Origin of the sequence: Burkholderia sp. MSh2, from assembly GCF_000731655.1 — a bacterium.
Taxonomy (GTDB): domain Bacteria; phylum Pseudomonadota; class Gammaproteobacteria; order Burkholderiales; family Burkholderiaceae; genus Burkholderia; species Burkholderia paludis.
Map to the genome: position 1 here is coordinate 21,152 of NZ_JPGM01000074.1, position 22,797 is coordinate 43,948.

Sequence of the window (22,797 nt, forward strand, 5' to 3'; positions counted from 1 at the left end):
CCTGTTCAAAAACGAGACGAATCGGTCAATGGGGAAAATCCGGCGGTTGTCTCCGCCGCGGTTCCGTCGCATAGGGAAATGTCGGTACCGTTGCAGACGACGGCGTGCAGACGGACTCCCTGCTGCCTGAGTTGATCGCGCAAGATGCGTGCGACCCGAGCAACGTCCGCCAGTCGTTCGGTATCGGCACCAAGCCAGACGCGCACGCCGTCCTCGCTCCATTCGGCATAAACGCGCATCGGATCCGGCGGCCTCGGCGCGCCGCGCTGGGGCTCCGTCGACTGAAGCGGTTCCGGGTCCGGGTCTGCTTCCGTGCCATCGTCGTCAGGTGCCGCATGCACTACCGCGCGTAGCGTCTCGGACGGCGCATCGACTCGCTCGACCGGTGTCCCGAGGGATGCCGTCAACCACGCCTGCAACGAAGAGGGCGTCGATGGCAGCCCTGCCGTCGATATGGTGACCGGGTCAGGGGGCGGCGATAGCGACGGGACAAGCGTTGCGGGCACGCTTCCCGTGACCGGCAACGTTGCAAACGCGTCGAGCCGAGGTACGGAACGGTTCTCGAGATCGACGCGTTCCCTGGAAGCTTGCACGGACCGGATATTCCGGCCCGCCCCCGCAATCGGCGCGGATCCTGGCGACCCGGTGTATTTCGCGCCCTGCGCATGATCGGCCGGCATTCCGGTATCCGGTACACCATGCGACAGCGGGGCAACCGGCACATGCGCCGACGCGGCGACCGGCGAAAACCACGATGCAAATCCGTCGGCCTGCGCCTGCGCCAACTCACGTTGCCACGCCAGCGTCTGATCACCGGTCGGTACATCAGTCTGCCGACGCGCGTCGGCACTTGCCGCCTGCGCGATGCGCAGAGGAAGCGACAGCAGCACGCGATCATTTTCCATATGACCCTCCCCGCGCGAGGTTTCGCGCCCGCATTGCCGTACGCGCAAGCCAGTCCTTGTCAGCCTCCGCGGCCTCGCGCAAGGCTTCCTCACTCGCGTAAGCCGTTTCGCAGACGTCCCGATGTGCACCGAACGCATCCACCCTGGCCTGCAGCATCGCGAGTTCACTTCGAACCCCACGACGGCGCTCCAGCCATTCATCCTTCACGGCCCAGGCAGCATTGCGTTCACGGTGCAGTCCGGCAATCCATGCCAGGCCCGACGCGTAGCCCGACGGATCACATCCGGCCACCATCCGGCTTGCGAGTCGCTGCGCCTGCGTCTCGCACGCGGCGTCGAGATCGCCGATTTGCCGCGTCACCTCGTCGAGGGCCCGCTGCACTTCGCCGAGGCGGGCAATTGCCGCTGCAAGTCGCCAGTCGGCGAGCCTGCGGGCAGGCTCCAGTCGATATCGGAACCCCCTGAGATCCACGCTCATGACACGATCCTCGCGTGGGACGCCGCGCCACGTATCGAAAACGCGCGACTGCCTTTCTCCGAAACCGGCGCATCGACATCTTGCGGCGTGAGAATCGCGCGCAATGCTTCGAGCGCCTGTCGTCTCGACTCGCCTCCGTCGTGCTGGCGCAGCCAGCCTTCAAGCTCCGTCTGCACGCCCAACGCCGCGTCGAGCACCGGATTCGTGCCCCGTTCGTAGGCGCCCAGTTCCACCATTTGGCGATTGCGTTCGAGCAGTTCCAGCACCCGCACCGCTTCACGAATCAGTTCCCGCTCGGCAGGCCCCGTCAACTCGGTCAGCAACCGGCTCGCACTCTTGAGCACGTCGATGGCCGGATAACGGCCTGCATTTGCGAGATCGCGGGACAAAACGATATGGCCATCGAGTACCGCACGCAGCGTATCCGCGATCGGTTCGTTGAAGTCGTCGCCCTCGACCAGTACGGTCAGCAACGCGGTGATCGCCCCGCCGGACGACGCGGTTCCGCATCGTTCGCACAGCCTCGGCAATTCCGCGAATACCGACGGCGGATAGCCACGCGCCGTCGGCGGTTCTCCGGCGGACAACCCCACCTCGCGGCGTGCCATCGCGAGACGCGTGATCGAATCGACCGTCAGTACGACCTGCCGGCCAGCGTCTCGAAACGATTCGGCGAGCGCAAATGCGGCATGCGCCGCCCGAATCCGACCGAGCGCCGGCTGATCGGCGGTCGCAACGACGACGACCGATCGGCGTAAGCCCTCTGCCCCCAGTTGCCGTTCGATGAAATCGCGCACCTCGCGACCTCGCTCGCCGATCAGGGCGATGACGTTGACGTCGGCGCGCACATGGCGCGCGATCATGCCGAGCAACGTGCTCTTGCCGACGCCGCTCCCCGCGAAGATGCCGACACGCTGGCCGCGGCCCATCGTCAGCAAGCCGTCGATCACGCGCACCCCGGTTTCCAGCACTGTGTCTATGCCCGGGCGCTCCATCGGATTCGTCGGCGTTCCCTGCACTGCGCGGGAAGCCCGCGTGACGGGTGCCGGAAGTCCGTCCAGCGGGCGGCCGAAGCCGTCGATCACCCGGCCCAGCAGTTCGTCGCCGACACCGATCTCCGAGCGATCCCCGAGGGCGACAACGGTGCTACCGACCGTCACCGCGCGAACGTCGCAATACGGCATCAACATGACGTGCGATGGCTGAATGCCGATGACCTCGGCAAGGATCGGCATGCGCGAGGCCGCACCCGGGTCAGCCTCCCCGGACCGATCGACCAGCAGCATCCCGACGTCGAGTTGCGGCGCGACACCCGGCGGCACGATCGCGCACAGCTCACCGATGCGCGCACGCGGTCCGGAGGCTTCGACCGCGAGTCCCTGAATGCCCCGCACGATACCCACACGCATCGTGAGCGATGCACCGCGAAGCTCCGCGACCGCGCGTGCAATGGACGAGCCGGTGCTCCCCCCGTTCTCCATGACCCGATTCATGCGGTCGCGATTCATGCATCCTCCGCAGCAGCAGCAGCAGGTGCGCTGCGCGACAGCAATGCAGTCAGCGCGATCAACTGCGTTTCGAGTCGCGCATCGAGCCTGCCGTGATCGGCGTCGATCATGCAGCCTCCCGGCCCGACCTGTTCATCGCCGATCCACGCCACACGCTGCACACCGTGACGCCGTATCGCCGATGCCAGATCGACGTCCGCCTCCAGGCGTTCGGCGTCCGCAGGATGCACCCGCACCGTCAACAGCGTCGCCAGCGTACTGGCCACCTCGACAGCGCAGTATTCCGCGACTGCCTGTCTGACGATCGACGCGGTACTGTCCGGATGGGTGACGGTTTCACCGAACACCCGGCACAGCGCGCGATGACAAAGCGCGATCATGTCTTCCTCGGACCGGCGTGCGTATTCGCTCAATCGGTGCGCCAGGCCGGTGGCGATTTCTCCCAGCCACATACCGAACCGATCGACCTGCTCGGCATGTGCGATGCGCTCGACCTGCTCACGCGCTTCCGCTTCCCGCCTGGCGTGGGTCAATGCTTCCGCCCGGCCTTCTTCCATCCCCTGAAGCAGCCCCGCTGTCCGACCTTCATCATGTCCTTGCCGGAACCCTTCCCGGTAGCCGTCCGCGATTCCGCTTGCCCGTTCGTCCTCCCGTTCACGCCCGTGCGATGTCCCGACGCTGTCCGGCAACACCGGCAACGAACAGCCCGCGGCCTCTCCGGCCGGCGTAGTCTCGCCGCGCCGCTGCATTGCCGCGCCGGGTCGAAGCAACACATGGGCGTCGTGCACAACGGTGACGCCGCGCAGCACGCCTGGTCTGATCCGGTTCATCGACCTCGCTCCCGTTGACGGCCAAAAATCGGCCACTGCCAGACCGCTCGCCGCGATACCGGTTCATCCTGCTCGGCCAGCCGCTCCGACGGGTGAACCTCCGCCGGCAATGCGCGAATACGCGTGCCCAACCCCGATAGCAGATACGCGTCAAGCGCCCGCGCGTCCTCATGCCGCGACTCGCTGTTCCGCTCGAGCAGTACCCGCACCGTGGTACGCCGCATGGGATCGAGCCATTGCGAAATTCCGGCGGCCCAGCGCCAGTCATGCAACGACAGCACACGCGCAATCAATTGCTCCGGCTCCGCCCGCAGGATCGGCCATACCATGGACGGGCTGGCGCGATCGATTTCAGCACACCACGCCTCCCAACTGTCGTCGGCCGGTGTCGATGCCGACGCGCGGCGAGCAGCGGTACCGTCCTTCATCGCATCAAGCATCGAGCGGACCGGGGGGATCCCCAGTTCACGCAGTTCTTCGACCAGATCGAGCAATTGCCGACGGTATTCCGCCGGGAGCCTGGCAAGCATCCAGTCACGATCCGCTCCTGACAGCGTGTGCAGCAACAACGCCGCTTTCCGGATATCGTCGTCGGCTGCAGGAACCGCCCCGATCAGCAGGTCATCATCCATGCCGGACTCCCGCACCGCCGTCTCCTTTCGCGTGAGGCTGCAGCAGGCCGCCCGCCACGCCGCTTTGGCCCTGCAGTGCCGCTGCGGGTTGAAGATCCGGCCCGCCGCCACGCAGCCAGCCGTGCAATTGCGCGAGCGCAGCCACGCGCTGTTCATCGGTCAGCGGCTTGCCATATCGCGGGAGCTCGGCGCGAGTTCCGCGTTGACGTGCGATCCCGAACAGCAACGCAGCGACAACCGCGACTGCGAGACCCGCCACGACCGCTTCGATGATCGATACATGCTCCATGCCGCGTGGCGCACGCGCCGGATCCGTCGCGCGGCGATCGGCAACCGGGGCGGCTTCGGGTCCGCCTGGCGTCGCGATGCCCGCCGAAGACGCCGGGGACTGAGAAGCGTCCAGCGTCTGAATGACGACGACATCTCCGCGTTCGGCCGACGCACCGACGCTCGCCGCGATCACTTTCTGCAAGTGATCGGCCTGATCGGCGGCAAGCGGCGAATTGACTACTACCGCGACCTGGATGCGCCGGATCGATCCTGGCTGGCTGACTACTTGTTCGACGCGATGCCCGATCGCGTATTCGACGTCGCGCTGATCGCTTCCACCGGTATCCGCACCCTCTCCGCCAGCATGACTACTGTCAGGCAGCGGCACGCCCCTGTTCGTCTCATGTTCGCGCACGACTACCCCCGTCGGCACGCCGGTGCGGCCGACTGGCGACACGGGTTCGTCCAGGCTGCTCTGCATGCGCTCCATATCGAGCGTCACGTCAACGCTTGCGAGCGCGCGCCCGGCGCCAAGTGCCTGGGTAAGCACGTCATTGACCTTGCGGGAAAAATAGCGGTCGGCGTCCTTCTTCAGTTCGAGCACGGCTGATCCGGAAGCGCCTGCGTCGGCATCGACCGGCGACCGCGTCAACGCAACCCCGCTCTGGTCGACAATCGTCACATTCTGCGCAACGATGCCCGGAACCGAAGCGGCGACGAGTCGCTGAATACCGGCCACCTGATCGGCGCCGAGCTCCCGGCCCGGCTTGAGCGTCAGCGTCACGGACGCCTTTGCGCTACCGGTCGGCTGACGAAACACGCTCTGCTCCGGGAATGCGAGCAGCACACGTGCGTCGCGCACTTCCGCCAGCGAAAGAATGGTGCGTGTCAGTTCGCCTTGCAATGCACGCTGATAGTTGATCTTCTGCGCAAACTCGGTCATGCCGAAGTCGCTGCCGTTGAACAGCTCGAAGCCTACCGCGCCGTGAAGTGGAATGTCCTTGCCCATCAGCTTGATGCGCGTTTTGTAGACGTCTACCCCGTCCACGAGAATCTTGGTGCCGCCATCGCCACCGGACTCCGCGAGCGTATAGGGCACCTTCATCCTGTCCAGCTCCGCCGTCATCGCGGCCGTATCCTGCGGGGAAAGGTCGCCGAACAGAACCTGGGGCGTCGACCGCAGCAACCAATAGGCGCTTCCGCCCATAAACAGGGCAACGACGACGACAACCCCCATCAGGCCGGCGCGCGCAGCGCCTCCGACCGATTCACCCAGTTTGTTCCACCATTGCCACATCAGGTCGCACTCCTACTGGTATCTCGTACGTCGCGGTCGTACCGGACCGCCGCTTCATATCCGCGCATCGAATCCTCGACTAGATCTGCATCTTCATCACATCCTGATACGCCTCGAGCACGCGGGAACGCACCTGCATCATCAGCTCGAACGACAGGCGGGTTTCCTCGAGGCGCATCATGATCTGATGCAGATTCTGCGCATTCCCCAGCGCGAGGGACTGCAAATCGCTTTGCGACGCGAGAAGCGCCTGATTCACCTGTTCCACCCCGTCACCGACGAACTGGCCGAACGACGCGGACGGTTGCGCACCGGCGTCCGGGACGGCGCCTGTCTCCGGGCCGGGAATCGGTACCTGGGCAGTGGCAGCCGACGCGGCGGCCGTGATTGCATCGATGCCGCTCATGATTGCGCCCCACCGATATCGAGCGTGCGCAATACCAGCGTCTTTTCCATGTTCATCGCCGCGACGTTGGCCTCATATGCGCGCATCGCCCCCATCATTCCGACCATCTCCTGCGCCGGATTGACGCCGGGATATTCGATGAACCCCTTGTCGTCGGCGAACGGATTGTCAGGCTCATAGACGCGACGGGGTGACGATTCACCCGGCACGACGACCGCGGTCGGCATGCTGAAGGTTGACGTTCCGTTGATTTGCGCTCGCGCCATCTCGGCATCGAATCGCGCGCCAAAGGTCCCTGTCGCATACGATGCCGGCACGCTCGTCGCGACGACCCGCAACGGCTGGTAGCGCACACCGCCGCTGCCCTGCATCGTGTTGGCGTTGGCCAGGTTCAGTGCCGCAACGTCCACGCGCGTGCGCTCGACCGTCATGCCGGCCGAACTGATCGCAAACACCTGCTGATAGTCCATCGGACATCTCCTCAAGGAATCACTTCTTGCCGTCGCTGACCGCTTCTTCAAGCAACGCATAGTGTTTCGACAACGCTTTCAGCAACGTCTGAAAATGCACGCCGTTCTGCGCCAGTGCCGCAACCTGCATGTCGAGTCCCGACTGCATGCCGTCTTGCGACACGACACGCACGAGACGCGGCGCCACGCCGCGCAAAGACTCGGCATCGACACTGCCGGAACTGGCCCACTTCTGTCGTGCGTCTGTCAATTGCCGCTCGAAATCGACACCCAGCGGAACATACCCATCGGTCTGCGCATTCGCGATGTTCGCGGCAATCGCCTGCTGCCGCAGGCTCGCGGCATCCAGCGCCAGCCCCAGTGTTGCGCTTGTGATCGCCTCCATTCCTTCCGTCACTGCGTTCTCCTGTTGATCGTTCACTGCACCACGAGCTCGGCATGCAGCGCGCCTGCCGCCTTGATTGCCTGCAAAATCGAGATCATGTCGCGGGTATTCGTCTTGAGTCGCGCCAGCGACTGCACGAGATCCGCAACCGTATTGCTCCGCGGTCCGACATAGCCGGGACCGAGCTGCTCGTCCACGTCGATCGTCGAATTAGTGACAAGCGCCGTACGCGCGCCGGAATGGCCGCCCCAAATGCCGATCGGTTGCGATACGCTGTTGTAGCTGGAGATCGAGATCTTCAGATCGCCTTGCGAAATCGCCACCGGCGAGATGCGGACATCGCCGCCCGATACGACCGTACCCGTGCGTTCATTGATCACGACGCGTGCGCGGCGATCCGGCTCGACACCAACCGCCTCGATGCGCGACACGAACGATACGAGCTGGTCGCGTTGATCGTTCGGAACCGATATTTCGACACCCTCTGCGTCGCGCGCACGCGCCACGCCCGCACCGAGTCTCGCGTTGATGGCCGCGGCAATCCGGCTCGCCGTCGTGTAGTCGGGATCGGTGAGGTCGAACGTGATGGTCTGATCGGGAGCAACCATTTGCGCCGTCACGCCCACTTCGACTTTCGCGCCGTTCGGAATCGATCCCACTGTCGGGTGATTTTTCTGCACCACGTTACCGTTGGCGTCGTAGCGGTATCCTCCGACGTCGACCGCGCCCTCTGCCAGGGCATACGTGCGTCCGTTGGCTGCCTTGAGCGGCGCGACAAGCAGCGTGCCGCCGACCAGGCTCCGTGCGTCGCCGGTCGAGGACACCGTCACGTCCAGCGCATCGCCGGCGCGCGCGAACGGCGGCATCTCGGCCGACACCATTACGACCGCGACGTTGCGACTCTGGACTTGCGACGCGGGGATGGTCAGATTGAATTGCGCAAATACGTTCGACAGCGCCTGCCGCGTCGTCGCATTGGTAGGCGAATCTCCCGTTCCTGCCAGGCCCGTGACGATGCCGTAGCCGACCAGCGCGTTGTCGCGCCAACCACGCAGCTTGCCCAGATCCTTCACACGCGTCGTGCCTTCGGCCGCGCATGCAGTCGCGGCCAGCGCAACGCCCAAAGCAACGGCGGCGAGGATACGGGTGCCGCATGCGACGGCGTATGCCGTCCCGGCGCTCAGATACGATGCTCGATTCATCATAGCCCCAGCCAATCCAGCACCTTGCGCCACCAGCCGCGCTTCTGGCGATCCGACAGATCGCCTTCGCCGACGTAGTCGATATGCGCATCGGCAAGGCGCGTCGATAAGACGACGTTGTCGCTCGATATGTCCTGCGGTCTGACCCGACCGGTCAGATTGACCTTGTGCTGTTCGTTGTTGACGGTCAAGGTCTGCTCTCCCGCCACAACGAGATCGCCGTTGGGCAGCACATCCTTGACGTTCACGCTAAGCGTCGCAAGCAGCTTGTTCGCACGCTGGGTCGTACCACCTCCGTCGAACGTACCACCCTGAGCAAGCGATCCGCCGAGTTGCCGGCCGCTCGGCAAGATGGAAATCGAACCGTTGAGGCCGTTCGTCCGCTGCGTCGACGTGTCGGTGCTCGTCGTCGCCGACGATTGCTCGTAAACCTTGACGGTGAGCAGGTCACCGGCTCGATAGGCCTTTTGATCGCTCGTCAGGGCGCGATAGGTCTCTTCGCGATACAGGCTTTCGGCCGAAGCGCATTGCGAAGCGACGGCGATCAGCATGCCGAGCACGGCGGAAGCGGGCAGGCGGAGCAGGTTCATCGCTGTACCTCCACCGCATGCGGCCCGGTCACGCGCGCCACGACCGTATCCGACGCACCGGTCTGCCTGACGCGCACGGCATCGCCTACCTGACCGTCCTCCATCACCTCTACGCGGCTTTCCAGCGCGATCGGACCGTCAACTTCGCGCAAAGTCGCATAGTCACCACGCACCACCTTGGGCAGCGGCTCGACATCGGCCTTCGACAGGACGCGCCCCGCCTGGACCGGGCGACGCACGCGCATCATCGAATCGTCCCCGGCATCAACCGGCTCGACTTTCCGTGCCGGATCGAGCGCCGTCGCCACACGGAGCGGCGGCGTCGGTCGACCGCTCCACTCTCGTTCCTCGATCTTCACCTGGGCCGGATCGGGCCGCATCGGATCGAGGATCTGACCGACGCGCAGATCCCGTGCAGCAACATAGGTCGGCGCAAAAACACTCACGTCGAAATCCACCGGTACCGTTCGCACGAAAATCCCGTCGACGCGAAGATCCACCCATGCTGACTGATGTTTCGAAACGAAGCGGTCTCCCGCCGTATCCTGGATCGCCGGGGGCGCGATCTGACGTACGTCCATCGTCAGCGCGCCTGCCGGAACGTCGACGTCGACCGGCGTACGTGCGAGCGAAATCATGCAATGCATCCCGCGCGTCTCGAGCTCGGCCCGCAGCGCGGCCTCGGCCCGTTGACCAATCAGGTCGCCTCGCACCCTCGACACGGCAAGATGCACACGGCTCGACGCCTCTCCGCTCCATTCGATCTGTCCGGCTCGAAGCCCCAGGCGCTTCTCGATCCACGCGCCCAGTACGACACGAGGCACGACGACGGACACGCCTGACTGCGGTACCGACCCGATAGGCAATGCGGCAAGGCGACGACTTCTCGTGTCATCGCTGTCGCGAACGACGGCTATGTCGCCCAGCGAGACATTGCGGTGAGTCACTTCAACGTCGCCGCGCAAGTCGATCCGGACCACATCGTCCTGTCCTGCGTGAGCATTGAACGACAGCACAGCCAGGAGCGTCAGCGCACTCCGGTGCACGGACTTCGACGTATGCGGACCCACTCGAACGCTGTCAAGCATCATGTCGGTTCACTTGCGCAGGTTATTGACCAGGCCAAGCAGTTCGTCGGATGCCTGAGCGACCTTCACGCTCGCCTCGTAGGCTCGCTGCGCGACCATCAGGTTGACCATCTCGTCGACCATCTGCACATTCGATCCCTCCAGTGCGCCCTGCTGCAGGGTTCCGATGCCGTCCTGTCCCGCATCGCCCGAGATCGGCTCGCCCGAACCGTCGCTTTCGCTGTAGAGTCCGTCGCCTTGTGCGAGCAAGGCAGCCGGGTTGGAAAACCTCACGAGTTGCAATTGACCGAGTTTCACCGGTCCGCTCTGGCCAGGAACCGTGACCGACACGCTGCCGTCGCTGCCGATCGTCATCCCGGTCGAATTCGCCGGTACGGCAAGACCGGGCTTGAGCGGTTGCCCGCTTTGAGTCGCAAGCAGTCCGTCACCATTGACGATCAGCGTGCCGCCCCGGGTATATGCAGTCGACCCGTCCGGCATCGACACGGACAGGAAGCCATCACCGTTGATCGCGACGTCCCACTGCGAGTTGGTCTGCGAAATCACCCCTGCATCGAACAGCTTGGCCACGCTGGCGATACCGACACCCGCTCCCATGCGCGGCACGGCGGCGAGCGGCCCGGCTTCGTCAATGCCGCCACCTCGTCCGTTTCCCACCACGTGCGTTTGCCGGACGCGCTCCAGCGTGACGAGGTCGGTAAAGCTGATCCTCGATTTCTTGAATGCCGTCGTGTTGAGATTGGCGAGGTTGTTCGCAATGGTGTCGACATCAAGCTGCTGGGCCTGCATGCCGGTTGCCGCGACATAAAGAGCGTCTAGCATGATTTGCTGTTCCCTGTTCCGGTCATGGCGTTACGACAGATCGCCGAGCTTGTGAATGGCCGTGTCCAGTAACCCGTCGTAGTTCTGAACGATTTTCTGCATCGACTCGAAATGGCGCGTCGTCTGCATGAGCTGCATCATTTCCCGCATCGCGTTTACGTTCGAATTCTCGAGTGCGCCCTGCCGCACCTCCGTTCCGTCCGTTATCACTTTCATACCGTTCCCGGCGGCGTACAGGCCGTCGCCGATCTTCGTCAACGACTGCGGATCGTCAAACGTGACGATCTTCAACTGTGCCACCGGCGAACGCGATGCCGCTGCGGACGCGCTGGACGACGCCGGCTCTGTGACATTCCCCTGCCGATCGATCACAGGTGTCGTCGTGTTCAGATGGATCTCCCCGCCACGCCCCATCACCGGATCGCCCTGAGCGGTGACGAGCCTGCCGCGGCTATCCACACTGAAGTTGCCTTGCCGCGTATAAGCCGTTCCATTGGCCGTTTCTACTTCGAAAAATCCATCGGAAGTAAGGGCCACGTCCAGCGGCTCGCCCGTCACCTTGAGTGTGCCGGGACGCGTATCGAGCAGAACACGCATGTTTGCCTGCTCGAACCCCGCTCCCACCGCGGAAGACGCCGGGCCCGGGCGGTCGCCGGCTGCCAGCCGCGCGACGTCAGCGAACGGCGCTGCGCCAAGCACTTCGCGTCGATAGCCGGGTGTCGATACGTTCGCGATATTCGCCGCGACTCGATCCACCTTGGCCAGATCCTGCTGCATGCCAATCAATCCAATCGCAAATATGTCGTCCATGTCCGTGTTTGGCCTTTTTTTCAAAACAAGGGGTACTGCGACGCTTTTCAGTCAAGTCTTTGTCGCTACAGCACTACAGCTTCACGATTCCCCACGATTTCAGCTCGACGGACTGCGGAATCTCGGCCATCGACAGCACACGCAAATGCGGCACGACGCGTTCGGACAGAGCACGGAGATGGCGTCGTAGATCGGGAGCGCAAAGCAGCACCGGCTGCAGGTTTCCTTTCATCATGCGTTCGGCCTGCTGCACAAGACGCGTCATGAGTTGCTCCGAGAGGCGCGGATCGATCGCAAACGGCTGCGGCGTCCCATCCGGCGCCTCACGCACTGCCTGAAAGCCACTCAGAATCTCGCCCTCGATCGCGGGATCGAGTGTCAGCACATGAAGTGCGTTGGTGTCACCGACCAGTCCATGACAAATCGCGTGACTTAACCTGCGTCGCACCAGTTCTGTCAGTTGACCCACGTCCTTGCTGTAACGCGCCGCATCGGCGAGCGTCTCGACGATCGCTTCGATATTTCGAATCGGTACCTTCTCGCGCAACAAGCTCTGCAGTACTTTCTGAATGTCGCTCAGCGCCAGGACCGTCGGCACCAGTTCTTCGACAAGGCCGGGCTGCGCACTTCGGACACGTGACAGCAAACGCTCGGTCTCGCCGCGGGTAAGCAAGGTCGCGGATTCGCGGCGCAGTATTTCGCACAGGTGGGTAATCAGAACCGTGCCGCCGTCCACGAGTGTGAACTTCGCGGCAAGCGCGACCTCGCGCTGCCTTTCCTCGATCCAGATCGCAGGCAGGCCATATGTGGGGTCCCGCGTCGGCTCACCGGGTACCGATCGCACGTCGCCCGACGGATGAATGGCGAGCAAGCGCTCGACACGCGCCTCTCCCCTCGCGCGAGGGACGCCGTCCACCAGAATCTCGTAACGATCGGGAGCGAGCTTGCCATTCGCCTTGAATCGAACGGGCGGCAACACCTGACCCAATTCGAATGCATGTTGATTGCGGAATGCCGCAATTCGCTCGTTCAGAAAGCTGTCCGCCTGATCGGCCTGCCTGGCCCAATACGCGCCGAGATGAACTTCGATCGGTTCGACCGCGAGCTGGGCATAGGGATCGGTCTCGGTACCGCGAGCATCGCGCATGTCGCCCGGCTGGTCCGCGGATTCGGGCGGCAATGACGCTTCACGCCGGCGCGCCGCTCGATAGAGCAGCACCGCTACGGTCAACGCAAGGCCGGAGAGCACCGCAGCCGGAAGCGGCGGGATGCCGGGCAACAGAATCAGCCCGCCCAACGCGCCCGCCACGAGTAACAGCGTCTTCGGAAACGACGTGATCTGTCGCGCGACTTCGGCGCTCAGGTTCGCATCGCTTGCGGAGCGCGTCACGATAATGCCGGTCCCCACTGCGATCACGAGCGCCGGAACCTGCGTGACAATCCCGTCCCCGATCGTGAGCAGCGTATATGTCTGCAGGGCCTCGCCCCACGGCATGCCCTGCTGCATCACGCCGATCACGAGCCCGCCGACGATGTTGATCAGCATGATGAGAATACCGGCAATCGCGTCGCCCTTCACGAACTTGCTCGCCCCGTCCATCGCGCCGTAGAAGGCCGCTTCCTTCTCGAGGTTCTTGCGCCGGCGCTGTGCTTCCGCCTGATCGATAAACCCCATGTTCAGGTCCGCGTCGATGCTCATCTGCTGCCCGGGCATGCTGTCCAGCGTGAAACGTGCGGCAACTTCGGAAACGCGCTGCGCACCGTTGGTCACGACCACGTACTGCACAACAATAAGGATCAGGAAGACGATCAACCCGATGACATAGTTGCCGCCAACGACAAACGCGCCGATCGCCGATATCACCTTGCCCGCGTTTCCCGACGACAGAATCAGACGCGTCGCCGCCACGTTGAGCGACAAGCGGAACAGCGTTGCTATCAGCAACAACGACGGGAACGTCGAAAACTCGACCGGCCGCTCCATGTAAAAGGTCAGAAGCAAGACCAGTAGAGCAAAGCTGACATTCGTGAGGATCAGGAAATCCAGCACGCCCGCTGGAATCGGGGCGAACAACACCACCAGCACGCCGAGGACAAGCAGGACCATCACGACGTCGGCATGTCCGCCGAGGATGCGCTTCAACGCGTTCATCGGCTGCTCCGCAGTGGCGCCTGCATGACGCCGGTTTCGTGCGCGGCTCGCCGCCGCGCGAATACCCAGACGATGATCCGGGCTACGGTTGCGTACATCGCCGGAGGAATGTGTTGATCGATCTCCGTTTCACGATATAGCGCGCGAGCAAGCGGGGGATTCGGGACAATCGGGATACCATGACGGGACGCGATGCTTCGCATCACCGCCGCCATCAAACCGCGTCCCTTCGCGACCAATTGCGGGGCCGACATTTCACCCTCGACATAACGCAACGCAACGGCCAGGTGGACAGGATTAGTGATGACCACGTCGGCACTGCGTGTATGACTGACGGCGAGACTGCGCTTCAGCACGTCACGTCGAAGTTCGCGCAAGCGTCCGCGGATACGCGGATCGCCTTCGCGTTGCTTCACTTCGTCCTTGACCTCACGGCGGCTCATTCTCATCCGCTTCGCGAAACGCCGGCGCGCCAACAGCCAGTCGAACATCGCAAGCAGGAAAAACACCGCACCGACCTTCAGACCAAGCGAAGAAATGTCGTCGAGCAGTGTCTTCGTTTGGCGCATGGCGCCCTGGCCCATCAGCAGATAAAACTGCGGCAACAGTTTCTTGATAGCGAAATAAACCGCGATCGCCAACAACACGAGCTTCAGCAGCAGTCTGAGTGCCTGGTAGATCGACTGGAGGGAGAACAAGCGCTTGATGCCCTCGACCGGATTCAACCGTTCGAAATTCGGTTCGATGGTCGCTGGCGCAACCAGCGGCCCAACCTGCAACAGGTTGCCGATGATCGCGGCAATCACCACGACAGCCAGAAACGGGGTCGCGGCAACCATACACATGCGAATCATCCGCTCCAGGAGTGTCACGAGCAATGCCGGATCCAGCCCGCCGGAACCGGCCTCGACCATCAGTCCCCGGGCAAATGCGAACACCTGGCGCCAAACTGGCCAAGCCTGCGACGATGCATACAGCATTGTCGCAATCAGCACGATTGCCAGCGACAGGTCGCGACTCTTCGCAACCTGTCCTTGCTCACGCGCCTTCTTCAGCTTATGAGGCGTCGCGGCTTCGCTGCGATTTTGTTCAGCGTCGGCCATGTAAGCCCCCATCAACGCTTACGGCGCCAAACCATTCGTCCCACGTGTGATAAAGCGTCCCGTAAATACGCAACATCGCTGCGCCGTTTCCCACGATCCAGAACGACAGGACAGCCAGCCCGATCAGGATCTTCACGGGCAACCCCATCGACAGCATGTGCATCTGCGGAACGCTGCGCGACAACAACGCAAGCGCGAACTCGATAATCAGCATGCAAAAAACGATCGGAGAGACCAGCGAAAAGGCAAGACCCAGTATTTCGGCCGCCTGGGCCAGAATGGGAGTCACAGCCGCATCCAGCGGCCACGGCGCCCCGAGTGGAAATCGACGCACGCTGTAGGCAATACCCCTCAACAGCATGTGATGACCGTCTACGAGAAAAAAAACGATGACTGCAGCCTGATTGAATATCGTCGTCAGCACCGGCACGACTGCATTGGTGCTTGGATCAAAGACTTGTGCAAGACCGAAGCCGATCTGAATGTCCAGAATCCGGCCGGCAAGAGAAAATACGGCGAACGCCAGGTGGACGGCAACGGCCAATGTCGCCCCAAATGCCATTTCCGAAAGAATCCAGCCGAATACAATATCGCCACGAATAGCGTCGGCTGCCGAGGAACCGCTTGGCGTGAGCGCACCCACACCCGGTGAGGCAGAAGTCAATCCCGTGGCCAGACCGATCACAATCAGCAGACGTGCCGGCCCCGGCACGTTGACTACGGTCAACAAAGGCGTAAACAGAAATGCGGCGCCGATGCGAATCGACAGTAACGTCACTGTGACGAGCCAATCGCTACTCAGCCCCCAGGCGGACAGGGTATTCGACATGATTATCGTCCGCGCTCAGAAGAGACTGGGAATACTTATCCAAAGGCGCGACGAAAACTGGGCCATCTCCCGCAACATCCATGCCCCAATCGTCGTAAGGACCAGCATCGCCGTGACGAGTTTCGGAATGAATGTCAAAGACATGTCTTGGATTTGTGTGACGACCTGAAAAACACTGACGATCAGCCCAACCAGCAATACGCTCCCCAACACCGGCGCGCAAACCAGCAACCCGGTCCAGAAAGTTTCCCCGAGCATATGTAAAGCGATATCCGGATTCACCCAAGCCCCCAATTCGATGTATGTGAGATTTTTTATTACAACCCAATCTCTACATTTCGTACTACAAATACACCACCGAGTAATTTCTTTCTATTTAAACTATCAAACCAGCAAATCGACCCAAGCGCATATGTTTCAGAATGTAACCGCAGATCATTGATGTAAACATGAATTAATTCACATCTAACACAATTTAACAATTTGTCTTTCGGAGCGAAAGATTAATGAAGGTTATTTGTATTACTTCGAAAAAGTATCGTAATACCCGAATATCAAAATAAAATAATTTTATGAAAATAAGATTTTTATGTTTTATTTGTTGATAATTGACCAGCACTTTGAGTCGTTTTGTTTTGAAACAACATTCCCCATCCGCCAGGCCTGATGGGTAACCGGTCGGCCATGCTTGACGGTGTCCCGCCGGTTTTCCGCGAGGTTCGGAAGTAGAAACCAAACGGCCATGGCCAACCGCTGCGTTGGCGTACATCCGCCCAAGACCATGTCCGGGCGCTCGTGAGTAAGTCCGCATCCAATCCGTCGCGAAGCGCAGGACGTGGTTCAACTCTTCCCGGTGGGGCTGCGATAGCGATTTGTACCGCACGGTCCGGTTAGCTCACTCGACATACGCGTTCTGCTGGGGCTTGCCCGACTGGATGTATTCGAACCTGATGCAGTACTGCCGGACCCATTCGATGATCGCCGCGCTCAGGTACTCAGGCCCGTTACCGCACCGAATCGCTTTTGGTCAGCCGCGCCATCCAACGATCTGCCGCAGCGCACCGATCACGCGTCCCGGTGGCAATGAGGTCCATCTCGATGCCGAGCACCTCGCGGTTGAAGTCGTCGATCATGTTGAACAGCCGGATACGGCGTCCGTCGGCGGTTGGTCGTGCATGAAGTCCATCGACCAGAGCTGCTAACGGCGCACGGACGCAGCCCGGCCATGAAGAGACAATCGACGACATCTGCCACATCGTCGACAATCCGGGAGTCGTCAACGCAACCGCTCAGACGAAAGGATCCAGGGATGTCAAGCGCGACCCGCGAACGTAGTGCGCAGCTTTGGAAGCTCGCGCTGTCCGACTGCGCCCACCGGGCTATCGCCCAGTCGGCCGATTTGCGCCACATACAGCATGGTGACGCATCGGCGCTTGGGCTGCTTTTCTTTACGGCGTTTCACGGCACGATCGACGATATCGGGCAGACGGAAGCTCAGTATGCGTCAAAGGCCACGGCGATCCTTGCGGGACAGTACGGCCAATGGATCTCCGAGGCATCGTGGACCGTTGAGCAGACGGGTGGCCTTCAGTCGGCATGCCTTGTCTGCGACTATCAGGCTTATGGATGTCCGGTTATCGCTGTCATAGCCAGCGCCCCCGGCAGCCAGAGGTTGGGCGCAGCCGGAGCGTTGCTTGACGCCGCATTGGCAAAACTATCCGCGCTCGGCCATTCGGAATGCAGTGCAATGATTACCAACGGCAATGTAGCTTCGGAGCGTCTATTCAGAAGTCGCGGATTCTCGCCGCACACCCGCAGCCGTAATTAGGCGACAGGACTCGAAGCGTGAACAATGTGGTTTCTTGAGCGACTAGCATATCGACATGAATTCATGCTGCCTTCGACTTCGTGAGCACTTACAGACTGATGTTGACCGGTTTTGCGAATTTCAGATGAATTTTCTGGTAGCACGCTATGTGTCATGGCTTCCGCGAGCAAGATAGGAATGCAAGAAGGCTCTGGCCGACGCAATAGCGCAGCAACAATCCGTGAAGCGTGCAAGGTTCTTCTACGCCGTTGAATGTCCGTACGAGAACGAGATGATTGGAAGTGTTGGGCATACGCTTCGCGGTTCGGATGCGGCTGATTGTGGATGGTTCTTGTTACCGGCCTATTGGGGAAAAGGCCATGCGGTGCAGGCAGTTCGTGAGCTACTCATGCTTGCGTTTGGTGCAGGTGGAATCACGAGGATGACAGCCTGGTGCTCGGTCGAGAATCAAGCCTCTGTTCGCGTAGCCGAAAAATGTGGATTTCGCCTGACTTCGCAGATTCAGAGTCGAGCGTGCTTCGAGATCCGGACGGAGGAGTTCCATTGCCTGGAGAAATATGACTAGGGCGCTCACATTGCAAATGACTCGGATCGGACCAAGCCTGCCGTGTATGTCCACTGACGAGAACGTCGAATAGTCATACATGGTCGGAAGTTGCCACCGGCTCGGCTGATCCCTGGCGATGACTTCGGTGACGGGCCACTTGCCGTGGCCCGTCCGTCGCATCACCGGTACAGCGTCATCCACTGATCGTGAGATACGCGTCTTTGTTCCCGTACATGGAACTCGTCACCGGTGACACCAACGCATTGCGATTGCTTTCCAATTGTGCGGCAGCCTGCGTGTTCCCATCAGCCTTCAGCCTTTTGATCGTGGAGTCGTAAAGCGCGATGGACTCGTTATAGGCTAACTCGCAGGTCTTTCCGGCGATCATGGCCAGGTCAATCGCGATGTCGCAGCTACAGAACGCCGGTGATTCCTCTACGTTGATGATAAACGGCAAGTTGTACCCAAAAAATGCCACGGCACCTGCAGTCACCATTGCCCTTCCCAGGCCGGGAGACGAATCTGTTCCCGCAGCGCCGGTATTGCAGGCGAAGAAGTGGATGATTCTCCCGCTGACTTCCTGTGCGGAGAATTTCGCCGCACCGAACGTCGCAAGTACCTCCTCAAGCGGACCATCGTTCCCGCTCACATACCAGCCCATCAGGTAGGTCGGCTTGCCGTGCCCGGCGCCACTTACGTACCCCTGGGCAAAGCCCGACATCGCGTCGGCGACTTTGGCGCGTTTCATCTGTTCGCCCACCAACTGCTGCTGAACCTTGTTGAAGGTGCTCGCGGTAACCACCGGGTAAAGCTTCTTCTTGCGTTGCTTGTATATGAGTTGCGTTGCCCGATCGGCTTCAACGTTGGCGTCCATCAGCAGCAACTTGCCCGCGGCGACCACGAAGCCGGCCATCCCGGCGGTCTGTGCAGTGGCAACAGGAAGATTGCCTGTATCGAACACGGTGAGAGCCTGATTTGCAAGACTGGCCTCAACGCCCGTAAAGGCCACGAGGCCGGCTAATACGGCAGGTATGGCAGCACCACCGGAGGCTACGATCACACCGGCCACGACGGCACCAGTGATAACGCCCACGGCGACCGCAGCGATCGTATCCCACAAACTCCACGAAAGTTGCGCCCGCGCAGTCATCCCATCCGTTACCGCGTACCCATGTCCACTCACGCCCTGGAACAACGGCGCAAGCGTCTGCTCACACGTTTGCACCACACGGGAGGTCGGGACCGTTTGCGTGAAAAGATGAAATGCCGTCTTGGACGGAGCGGTTACCCGCACAGTCCATTTTCCGGCTATAGGGTTCGTAACCATGACGGCCCAAGGTTGGCCGTTGCGGGTCAGGACAAACAGGCCGTCCGTGTTCGCGTCCTGGTTGTAGGCATTCCCGAGCGGATCGGTGAGGACCACCTGCGCCCCAACGGGAAAGGCGGGAACGTCCTGGTTTGCCAGAATCGACATGCCGAAGGAACGCGAGCCCGTTGGCACTGATACATCACGAGCAAGCGTCACCGTCATGTCCGGCGTGTTCTGGTCCGGCATATTTGCGATGGAGCAGAACGTATAGGCATTGTCCCCCGCTACCCACATGCAGTGCAGGCAATACTCATAGGTGACAGCACCCACACTGCGAGCCGGATTCCGATGGGGTGACAGGTCGGCCGTCGTGTCATCGAGTGTCCAGTAACCCTGAAGATTTGCCTCCGAGCCGGTAATCCGGGCAAATGCGGCGCTAACAAGCAGGTCGCCCCTTAGCGCGGTATTCCAAACGCTCACGTTCATCAAATTCCCCAGGAACTGATTGTGCGGCTCCTGATACTGCTGAGTACAACCGATTGTGAGCGGCAGGTTGTTGTTGACGTTCAACGGCGGCGCTGCATTGCCGGAGGCCGTCACCGAAACGGCGACTCCATCGATGAATATGGAAAGCTGCGCACCGGTTCGGATCCCTGCGATCGTATGGCAGTCTCCATCCAGAATCGACGACGGAGCGGAAACGACCTGGTAATAGCCGAAGCCGTTGTCGGTCGCAAACTTCACCGAGCCGTCCGGATTGACGACAAGCAGGAACCCGCCGTTGCCCGAACCACCCGCGGCGCCCTTCCGCGCGACAGCCGTTCCGCCTTTGACCGAGCTGATCATGGTCATGACGGTGAAGTCACCGGTTCCAAAATTGAAAGCTTCGCTCGGCGCAGTCTGAAGAGAGGCGCCGGCCACGAGGTGTGCACGATACATGTTATGGGTTCCCTTGCTGTGCGGCTTCTTCGTGAGTCATCTCAATGGCGCGCAACTCAACTTCCATGAGATGCCGGCCAATATCGCTTTGGGCTTCCAGCTCTCGAATCGCTTTGTCGCGATCGACGGTGCCCTCGGTTCCGTAAACGATGTCGCTCCATTCCCCCGCAAGCCAACGGGCTTTTACGAGGGAAATCTTCTGGGCGACTGACAACTGCGCAGGGGGCAGTACGGCGCTCGGATCCCGCCGGCATTCGGCAAGAGTCAGAATGGCTCCGGACGCTTTATGAAGGCCCGCGGGCAACTGCAAATGACGTGCTAGCGCTTCGTGCCTCATACGCTCGACTCCTTACGCCCCGACAGACTGGATAAATATTTCCTCATGATTCGTCATCCTTATTGTTTACCATTGATATGGTATCGACTTCATTATTTACAGGAAATGTTGCCCGGACAATCTGATACGTTTTTGTGACGCGATGACACTAAAAGCACTCACACTGTGTGATTTTGAATCCAGATAGTCAAGCGTGACACTGATGAAATCCAGTGATTTTTGATTAAACCGGTGAACCACTATTTTAGGGGCTGATCGACGCGGTTTGCGCTCTCAAAGCTTCTATAGAGTTACCGGCAGCAATTGAGTGTCACGGACTGGAAGTTGGCGTGCGCTCTCGCACAAGCCTGACAACACCAGGCTGCGGAGCGGGTATGCACAAAACCACTGCGTACGCGAAGTTTCGAAGGCGAGCAATTTTGCTGCCACCATTGGCAGCATTCCGGCGCGGCCGTGGGACCTACTTGCTCACCATCAAATCCGCCCGATAGATTGGGGCAGAATCAGTGATTTACGTAGGGACATAAGGCAACATTCGAGAAAGACGAGATGCAATGCTCGATGTCATTTCCAATAATCGAACAATTATCCAAATCGATGATCGATGGTTGCATTTGGTTTTGTTAATTATCGCACGTTCTATTTTGCATAAAATCTTCTACTCCCGGCTATCGAATCTCCGTCACCATGCCAAATCGCCTATTCCCAAGGCCTGCCTACATTCGATGAAACGTGTTTACATCGTGTCTTTTGCACGGCGCTGTCGCATAAATCAGGCACGAGGACGCAGTGGTGCCTTTGTTCATGTCTCACTCGATGTCGATGCGGACGGACTGCGGGCGGGCGTGTTCAGGTGGGCTTGCATGGTCGCCGTGCTTCTCCTTTCCGGGTGGTTGAGCGGCTTGCGACGTGATGTCGTGCAGCCGATGGAAAGGAGAATACGAACAGGGAGATATTTACGAATTGGAAGTGTTCGAAACCCACCATTGCACAATTGCAATGATGGGTGGCCGCTTCATTGCGGCTTTGACCATCGCCACGCGGGATCGGAAAGATGCTCGGCGAAGTAATCGGATAGCGCCGCCACCTTCGCAGGCCGTGCACGCGCCGACGGCGTGACGAAGTACAGACCGCCCTTTGTCAGCGACCAGTCCGTGAGGATCGCTTCGAGGCGGCCATCGGCCAGATACTCGCCCGCGATGAATTCGGGCAGTTCGGCGATCGCCAGGCCCTCCAGCAACGTGGGCACCAACGCATCGGAATTCGTCACGCGCAGTGGGCCGGTCGGCATCACCGGTTCCTCCTCGCCCGCGTCGTTCGTGAAGCGCCAGACATCGCTACGCGCCCGATACGCGTACGAAAGGCAGGGCCGGTCCGCCAGTTCGCGCGGGTGAGCGGGCCGCCCCTCGCGCTCCAGATATTCCGGCGACGCCACCACATATTGCGTCACCGGGCACAGCCGCCGCGCCACCAGCGACGAATCGGGCAATGCGGCAATGCGCAGCGCGGCGTCGAAGCCATCGGCGACCAGATCGACCGATGCATCCGATAGATGCAGGTCGATCGACACCTCCGGATACGCGCGAAAGAACCCCGGCAGCAGCGGCGCGACCCAGCGCAGCCCGAACGACATCGGCACCGCCAGGCGCACCAGCCCGCGCGGCTGCACCGACATTTCGCGCGCCGAGTTCTCCGTTTCTTCCGCCTGGCGGTAGATCTCGCCGGCCTTCTCGCAGATCGAGCGGCCGAACTCGGTCAGCGAAAGCTGCCGCGACGTGCGGTTGAACAGCCGCGCGCCCAGCCGGTCCTCCAGACGGGCCACGCCGCGCGAGACCGTCGCCACCGACACCCCCATCGCACGCGCCGCCGCCGCGAACGATCCCTCCTCGGCGACCTTCGCGAACATCGCGAGTCCTTCGAAATCCGGCAGTCTCGGCATGTCCCCTCATCTTTTCATTTATGCAACGTTGGATTGCAATCAATTCTATTTCGAAAGGATTGGGCCGTCGATATTCTTCTCACATCGCAGCACGCAACACCGAACCAGCCAACGCCCACTT

The 22,797-nt window shown here is 61.2% G+C and carries 23 protein-coding genes and 1 pseudogene; 2 read left to right on the forward strand and 22 right to left on the reverse strand.

Annotation, left to right across the window (positions count from 1 at the left end; all coding sequences use genetic code 11):
* Nucleotides 1–5: 5 nt before the first annotated feature.
* The 19 genes and pseudogenes from GQ57_RS42460 to GQ57_RS43975 form a co-directional block, all read right to left on the reverse strand.
* The gene (locus GQ57_RS42460) at nt 6–905 is read right to left on the reverse strand and encodes a hypothetical protein (RefSeq protein ID WP_152603416.1); all 900 of its coding nucleotides are present in this window, start codon (nt 903–905) and stop codon (nt 6–8) included.
* Complete coding sequence (locus GQ57_RS32820) at nt 895–1,383, reverse strand: hypothetical protein (RefSeq protein WP_034200046.1); 489 nt, start codon at nt 1,381–1,383, stop codon at nt 895–897. Before GQ57_RS32820 ends, GQ57_RS42460 begins: the two co-directional genes overlap by 11 nt.
* Complete coding sequence (locus GQ57_RS32825; RefSeq protein ID WP_235215167.1) at nt 1,380–2,891, reverse strand: FliI/YscN family ATPase; 1,512 nt, start codon at nt 2,889–2,891, stop codon at nt 1,380–1,382. Before GQ57_RS32825 ends, GQ57_RS32820 begins: the two co-directional genes overlap by 4 nt.
* A complete protein-coding gene (locus GQ57_RS32830) occupies nt 2,888–3,721 on the reverse strand; it encodes a FliH/SctL family protein (protein ID WP_081896825.1) in 834 nt (277 codons plus the stop codon). Before GQ57_RS32830 ends, GQ57_RS32825 begins: the two co-directional genes overlap by 4 nt.
* Nucleotides 3,718–4,353, reverse strand: a complete 636-nt coding sequence (locus GQ57_RS32835; protein WP_031398197.1) for a hypothetical protein — start codon at nt 4,351–4,353, stop codon at nt 3,718–3,720. Before GQ57_RS32835 ends, GQ57_RS32830 begins: the two co-directional genes overlap by 4 nt.
* Entirely contained in the window at nt 4,346–5,920 is a 1,575-nt protein-coding gene (gene fliF / locus GQ57_RS32840) for a flagellar basal-body MS-ring/collar protein FliF (RefSeq protein ID WP_152603417.1), read from the reverse strand. The genes GQ57_RS32835 and fliF overlap by 8 nt, the downstream gene beginning before the upstream one ends.
* A gap of 79 nt (nt 5,921–5,999) precedes the next feature.
* Complete coding sequence (gene fliE / locus GQ57_RS32845; protein ID WP_063934615.1) at nt 6,000–6,326, reverse strand: flagellar hook-basal body complex protein FliE; 327 nt, start codon at nt 6,324–6,326, stop codon at nt 6,000–6,002.
* Nucleotides 6,323–6,796, reverse strand: coding sequence for a flagellar basal body rod protein FlgC (gene flgC / locus GQ57_RS32850; protein ID WP_031398194.1), 474 nt, complete (start codon nt 6,794–6,796; stop codon nt 6,323–6,325). Before flgC ends, fliE begins: the two co-directional genes overlap by 4 nt.
* 19 nt (nt 6,797–6,815) lie before the next feature.
* Nucleotides 6,816–7,217, reverse strand: coding sequence for a flagellar basal body protein (locus GQ57_RS32855; protein WP_235215168.1), 402 nt, complete (start codon nt 7,215–7,217; stop codon nt 6,816–6,818).
* Nucleotides 7,214–8,386, reverse strand: coding sequence for a flagellar basal body P-ring protein FlgI (locus tag GQ57_RS32860; protein WP_052001561.1), 1,173 nt, complete (start codon nt 8,384–8,386; stop codon nt 7,214–7,216). The genes GQ57_RS32855 and GQ57_RS32860 overlap by 4 nt, the downstream gene beginning before the upstream one ends.
* The gene (locus tag GQ57_RS32865; RefSeq protein ID WP_081896827.1) at nt 8,383–8,973 is read right to left on the reverse strand and encodes a flagellar basal body L-ring protein FlgH; all 591 of its coding nucleotides are present in this window, start codon (nt 8,971–8,973) and stop codon (nt 8,383–8,385) included. The genes GQ57_RS32860 and GQ57_RS32865 overlap by 4 nt, the downstream gene beginning before the upstream one ends.
* Entirely contained in the window at nt 8,970–10,064 is a 1,095-nt protein-coding gene (locus GQ57_RS32870; RefSeq protein ID WP_034200049.1) for a flagella basal body P-ring formation protein FlgA, read from the reverse strand. Before GQ57_RS32870 ends, GQ57_RS32865 begins: the two co-directional genes overlap by 4 nt.
* A 6-nt stretch (nt 10,065–10,070) precedes the next feature.
* Nucleotides 10,071–10,883, reverse strand: a complete 813-nt coding sequence (gene flgG, locus GQ57_RS32875; protein WP_034200050.1) for a flagellar basal-body rod protein FlgG — start codon at nt 10,881–10,883, stop codon at nt 10,071–10,073.
* A gap of 30 nt (nt 10,884–10,913) precedes the next feature.
* A complete protein-coding gene (locus tag GQ57_RS32880; RefSeq protein ID WP_031398188.1) occupies nt 10,914–11,693 on the reverse strand; it encodes a flagellar hook-basal body protein in 780 nt (259 codons plus the stop codon).
* Between the two features lie 73 nt (nt 11,694–11,766).
* Nucleotides 11,767–13,845 (reverse strand): flagellar biosynthesis protein FlhA, encoded by a 2,079-nt coding sequence (locus GQ57_RS32885; protein WP_031398187.1) that lies wholly within the window; start codon nt 13,843–13,845, stop codon nt 11,767–11,769.
* The gene (gene flhB, locus GQ57_RS32890) at nt 13,842–14,948 is read right to left on the reverse strand and encodes a flagellar biosynthesis protein FlhB (protein WP_052001565.1); all 1,107 of its coding nucleotides are present in this window, start codon (nt 14,946–14,948) and stop codon (nt 13,842–13,844) included. Before flhB ends, GQ57_RS32885 begins: the two co-directional genes overlap by 4 nt.
* The gene (locus GQ57_RS32895; RefSeq protein ID WP_063934616.1) at nt 14,935–15,777 is read right to left on the reverse strand and encodes a flagellar biosynthetic protein FliR; all 843 of its coding nucleotides are present in this window, start codon (nt 15,775–15,777) and stop codon (nt 14,935–14,937) included. The genes flhB and GQ57_RS32895 overlap by 14 nt, the downstream gene beginning before the upstream one ends.
* Before the next feature lie 15 nt (nt 15,778–15,792).
* Nucleotides 15,793–16,059, reverse strand: coding sequence for a flagellar biosynthetic protein FliQ (locus GQ57_RS32900; protein ID WP_031398184.1), 267 nt, complete (start codon nt 16,057–16,059; stop codon nt 15,793–15,795).
* A gap of 456 nt (nt 16,060–16,515) precedes the next feature.
* A pseudogene (locus GQ57_RS43975) lies at nt 16,516–16,975 on the reverse strand (DDE-type integrase/transposase/recombinase); the annotation flags it as partial.
* A 111-nt stretch (nt 16,976–17,086) separates the two neighbouring features.
* Here GQ57_RS43975 and GQ57_RS32905 point away from each other — a divergent pair.
* Nucleotides 17,087–17,605: a GNAT family N-acetyltransferase gene (locus GQ57_RS32905; RefSeq protein ID WP_034200051.1), complete on the forward strand. Its 519-nt coding sequence runs from the start codon at nt 17,087–17,089 to the stop codon at nt 17,603–17,605.
* Nucleotides 17,606–17,807: 202 nt separating this feature from the next.
* The gene (locus GQ57_RS44475) at nt 17,808–18,170 is read left to right on the forward strand and encodes a GNAT family N-acetyltransferase (protein WP_425322018.1); all 363 of its coding nucleotides are present in this window, start codon (nt 17,808–17,810) and stop codon (nt 18,168–18,170) included.
* Between the two features lie 175 nt (nt 18,171–18,345).
* On the opposite strand, the gene GQ57_RS32910 is transcribed toward GQ57_RS44475, so the two are convergent.
* From GQ57_RS32910 to GQ57_RS32920, 3 genes are all read right to left on the reverse strand, one after another.
* Nucleotides 18,346–20,400, reverse strand: a complete 2,055-nt coding sequence (locus GQ57_RS32910) for a LamG domain-containing protein (RefSeq protein WP_081896829.1) — start codon at nt 20,398–20,400, stop codon at nt 18,346–18,348.
* A 1-nt stretch (nt 20,401) separates the two neighbouring features.
* Nucleotides 20,402–20,737: a hypothetical protein gene (locus GQ57_RS32915; protein WP_034200053.1), complete on the reverse strand. Its 336-nt coding sequence runs from the start codon at nt 20,735–20,737 to the stop codon at nt 20,402–20,404.
* Between the two features lie 1,015 nt (nt 20,738–21,752).
* Nucleotides 21,753–22,676, reverse strand: a complete 924-nt coding sequence (locus tag GQ57_RS32920; protein ID WP_031398182.1) for a LysR family transcriptional regulator — start codon at nt 22,674–22,676, stop codon at nt 21,753–21,755.
* Nucleotides 22,677–22,797 lie beyond the last annotated feature (121 nt).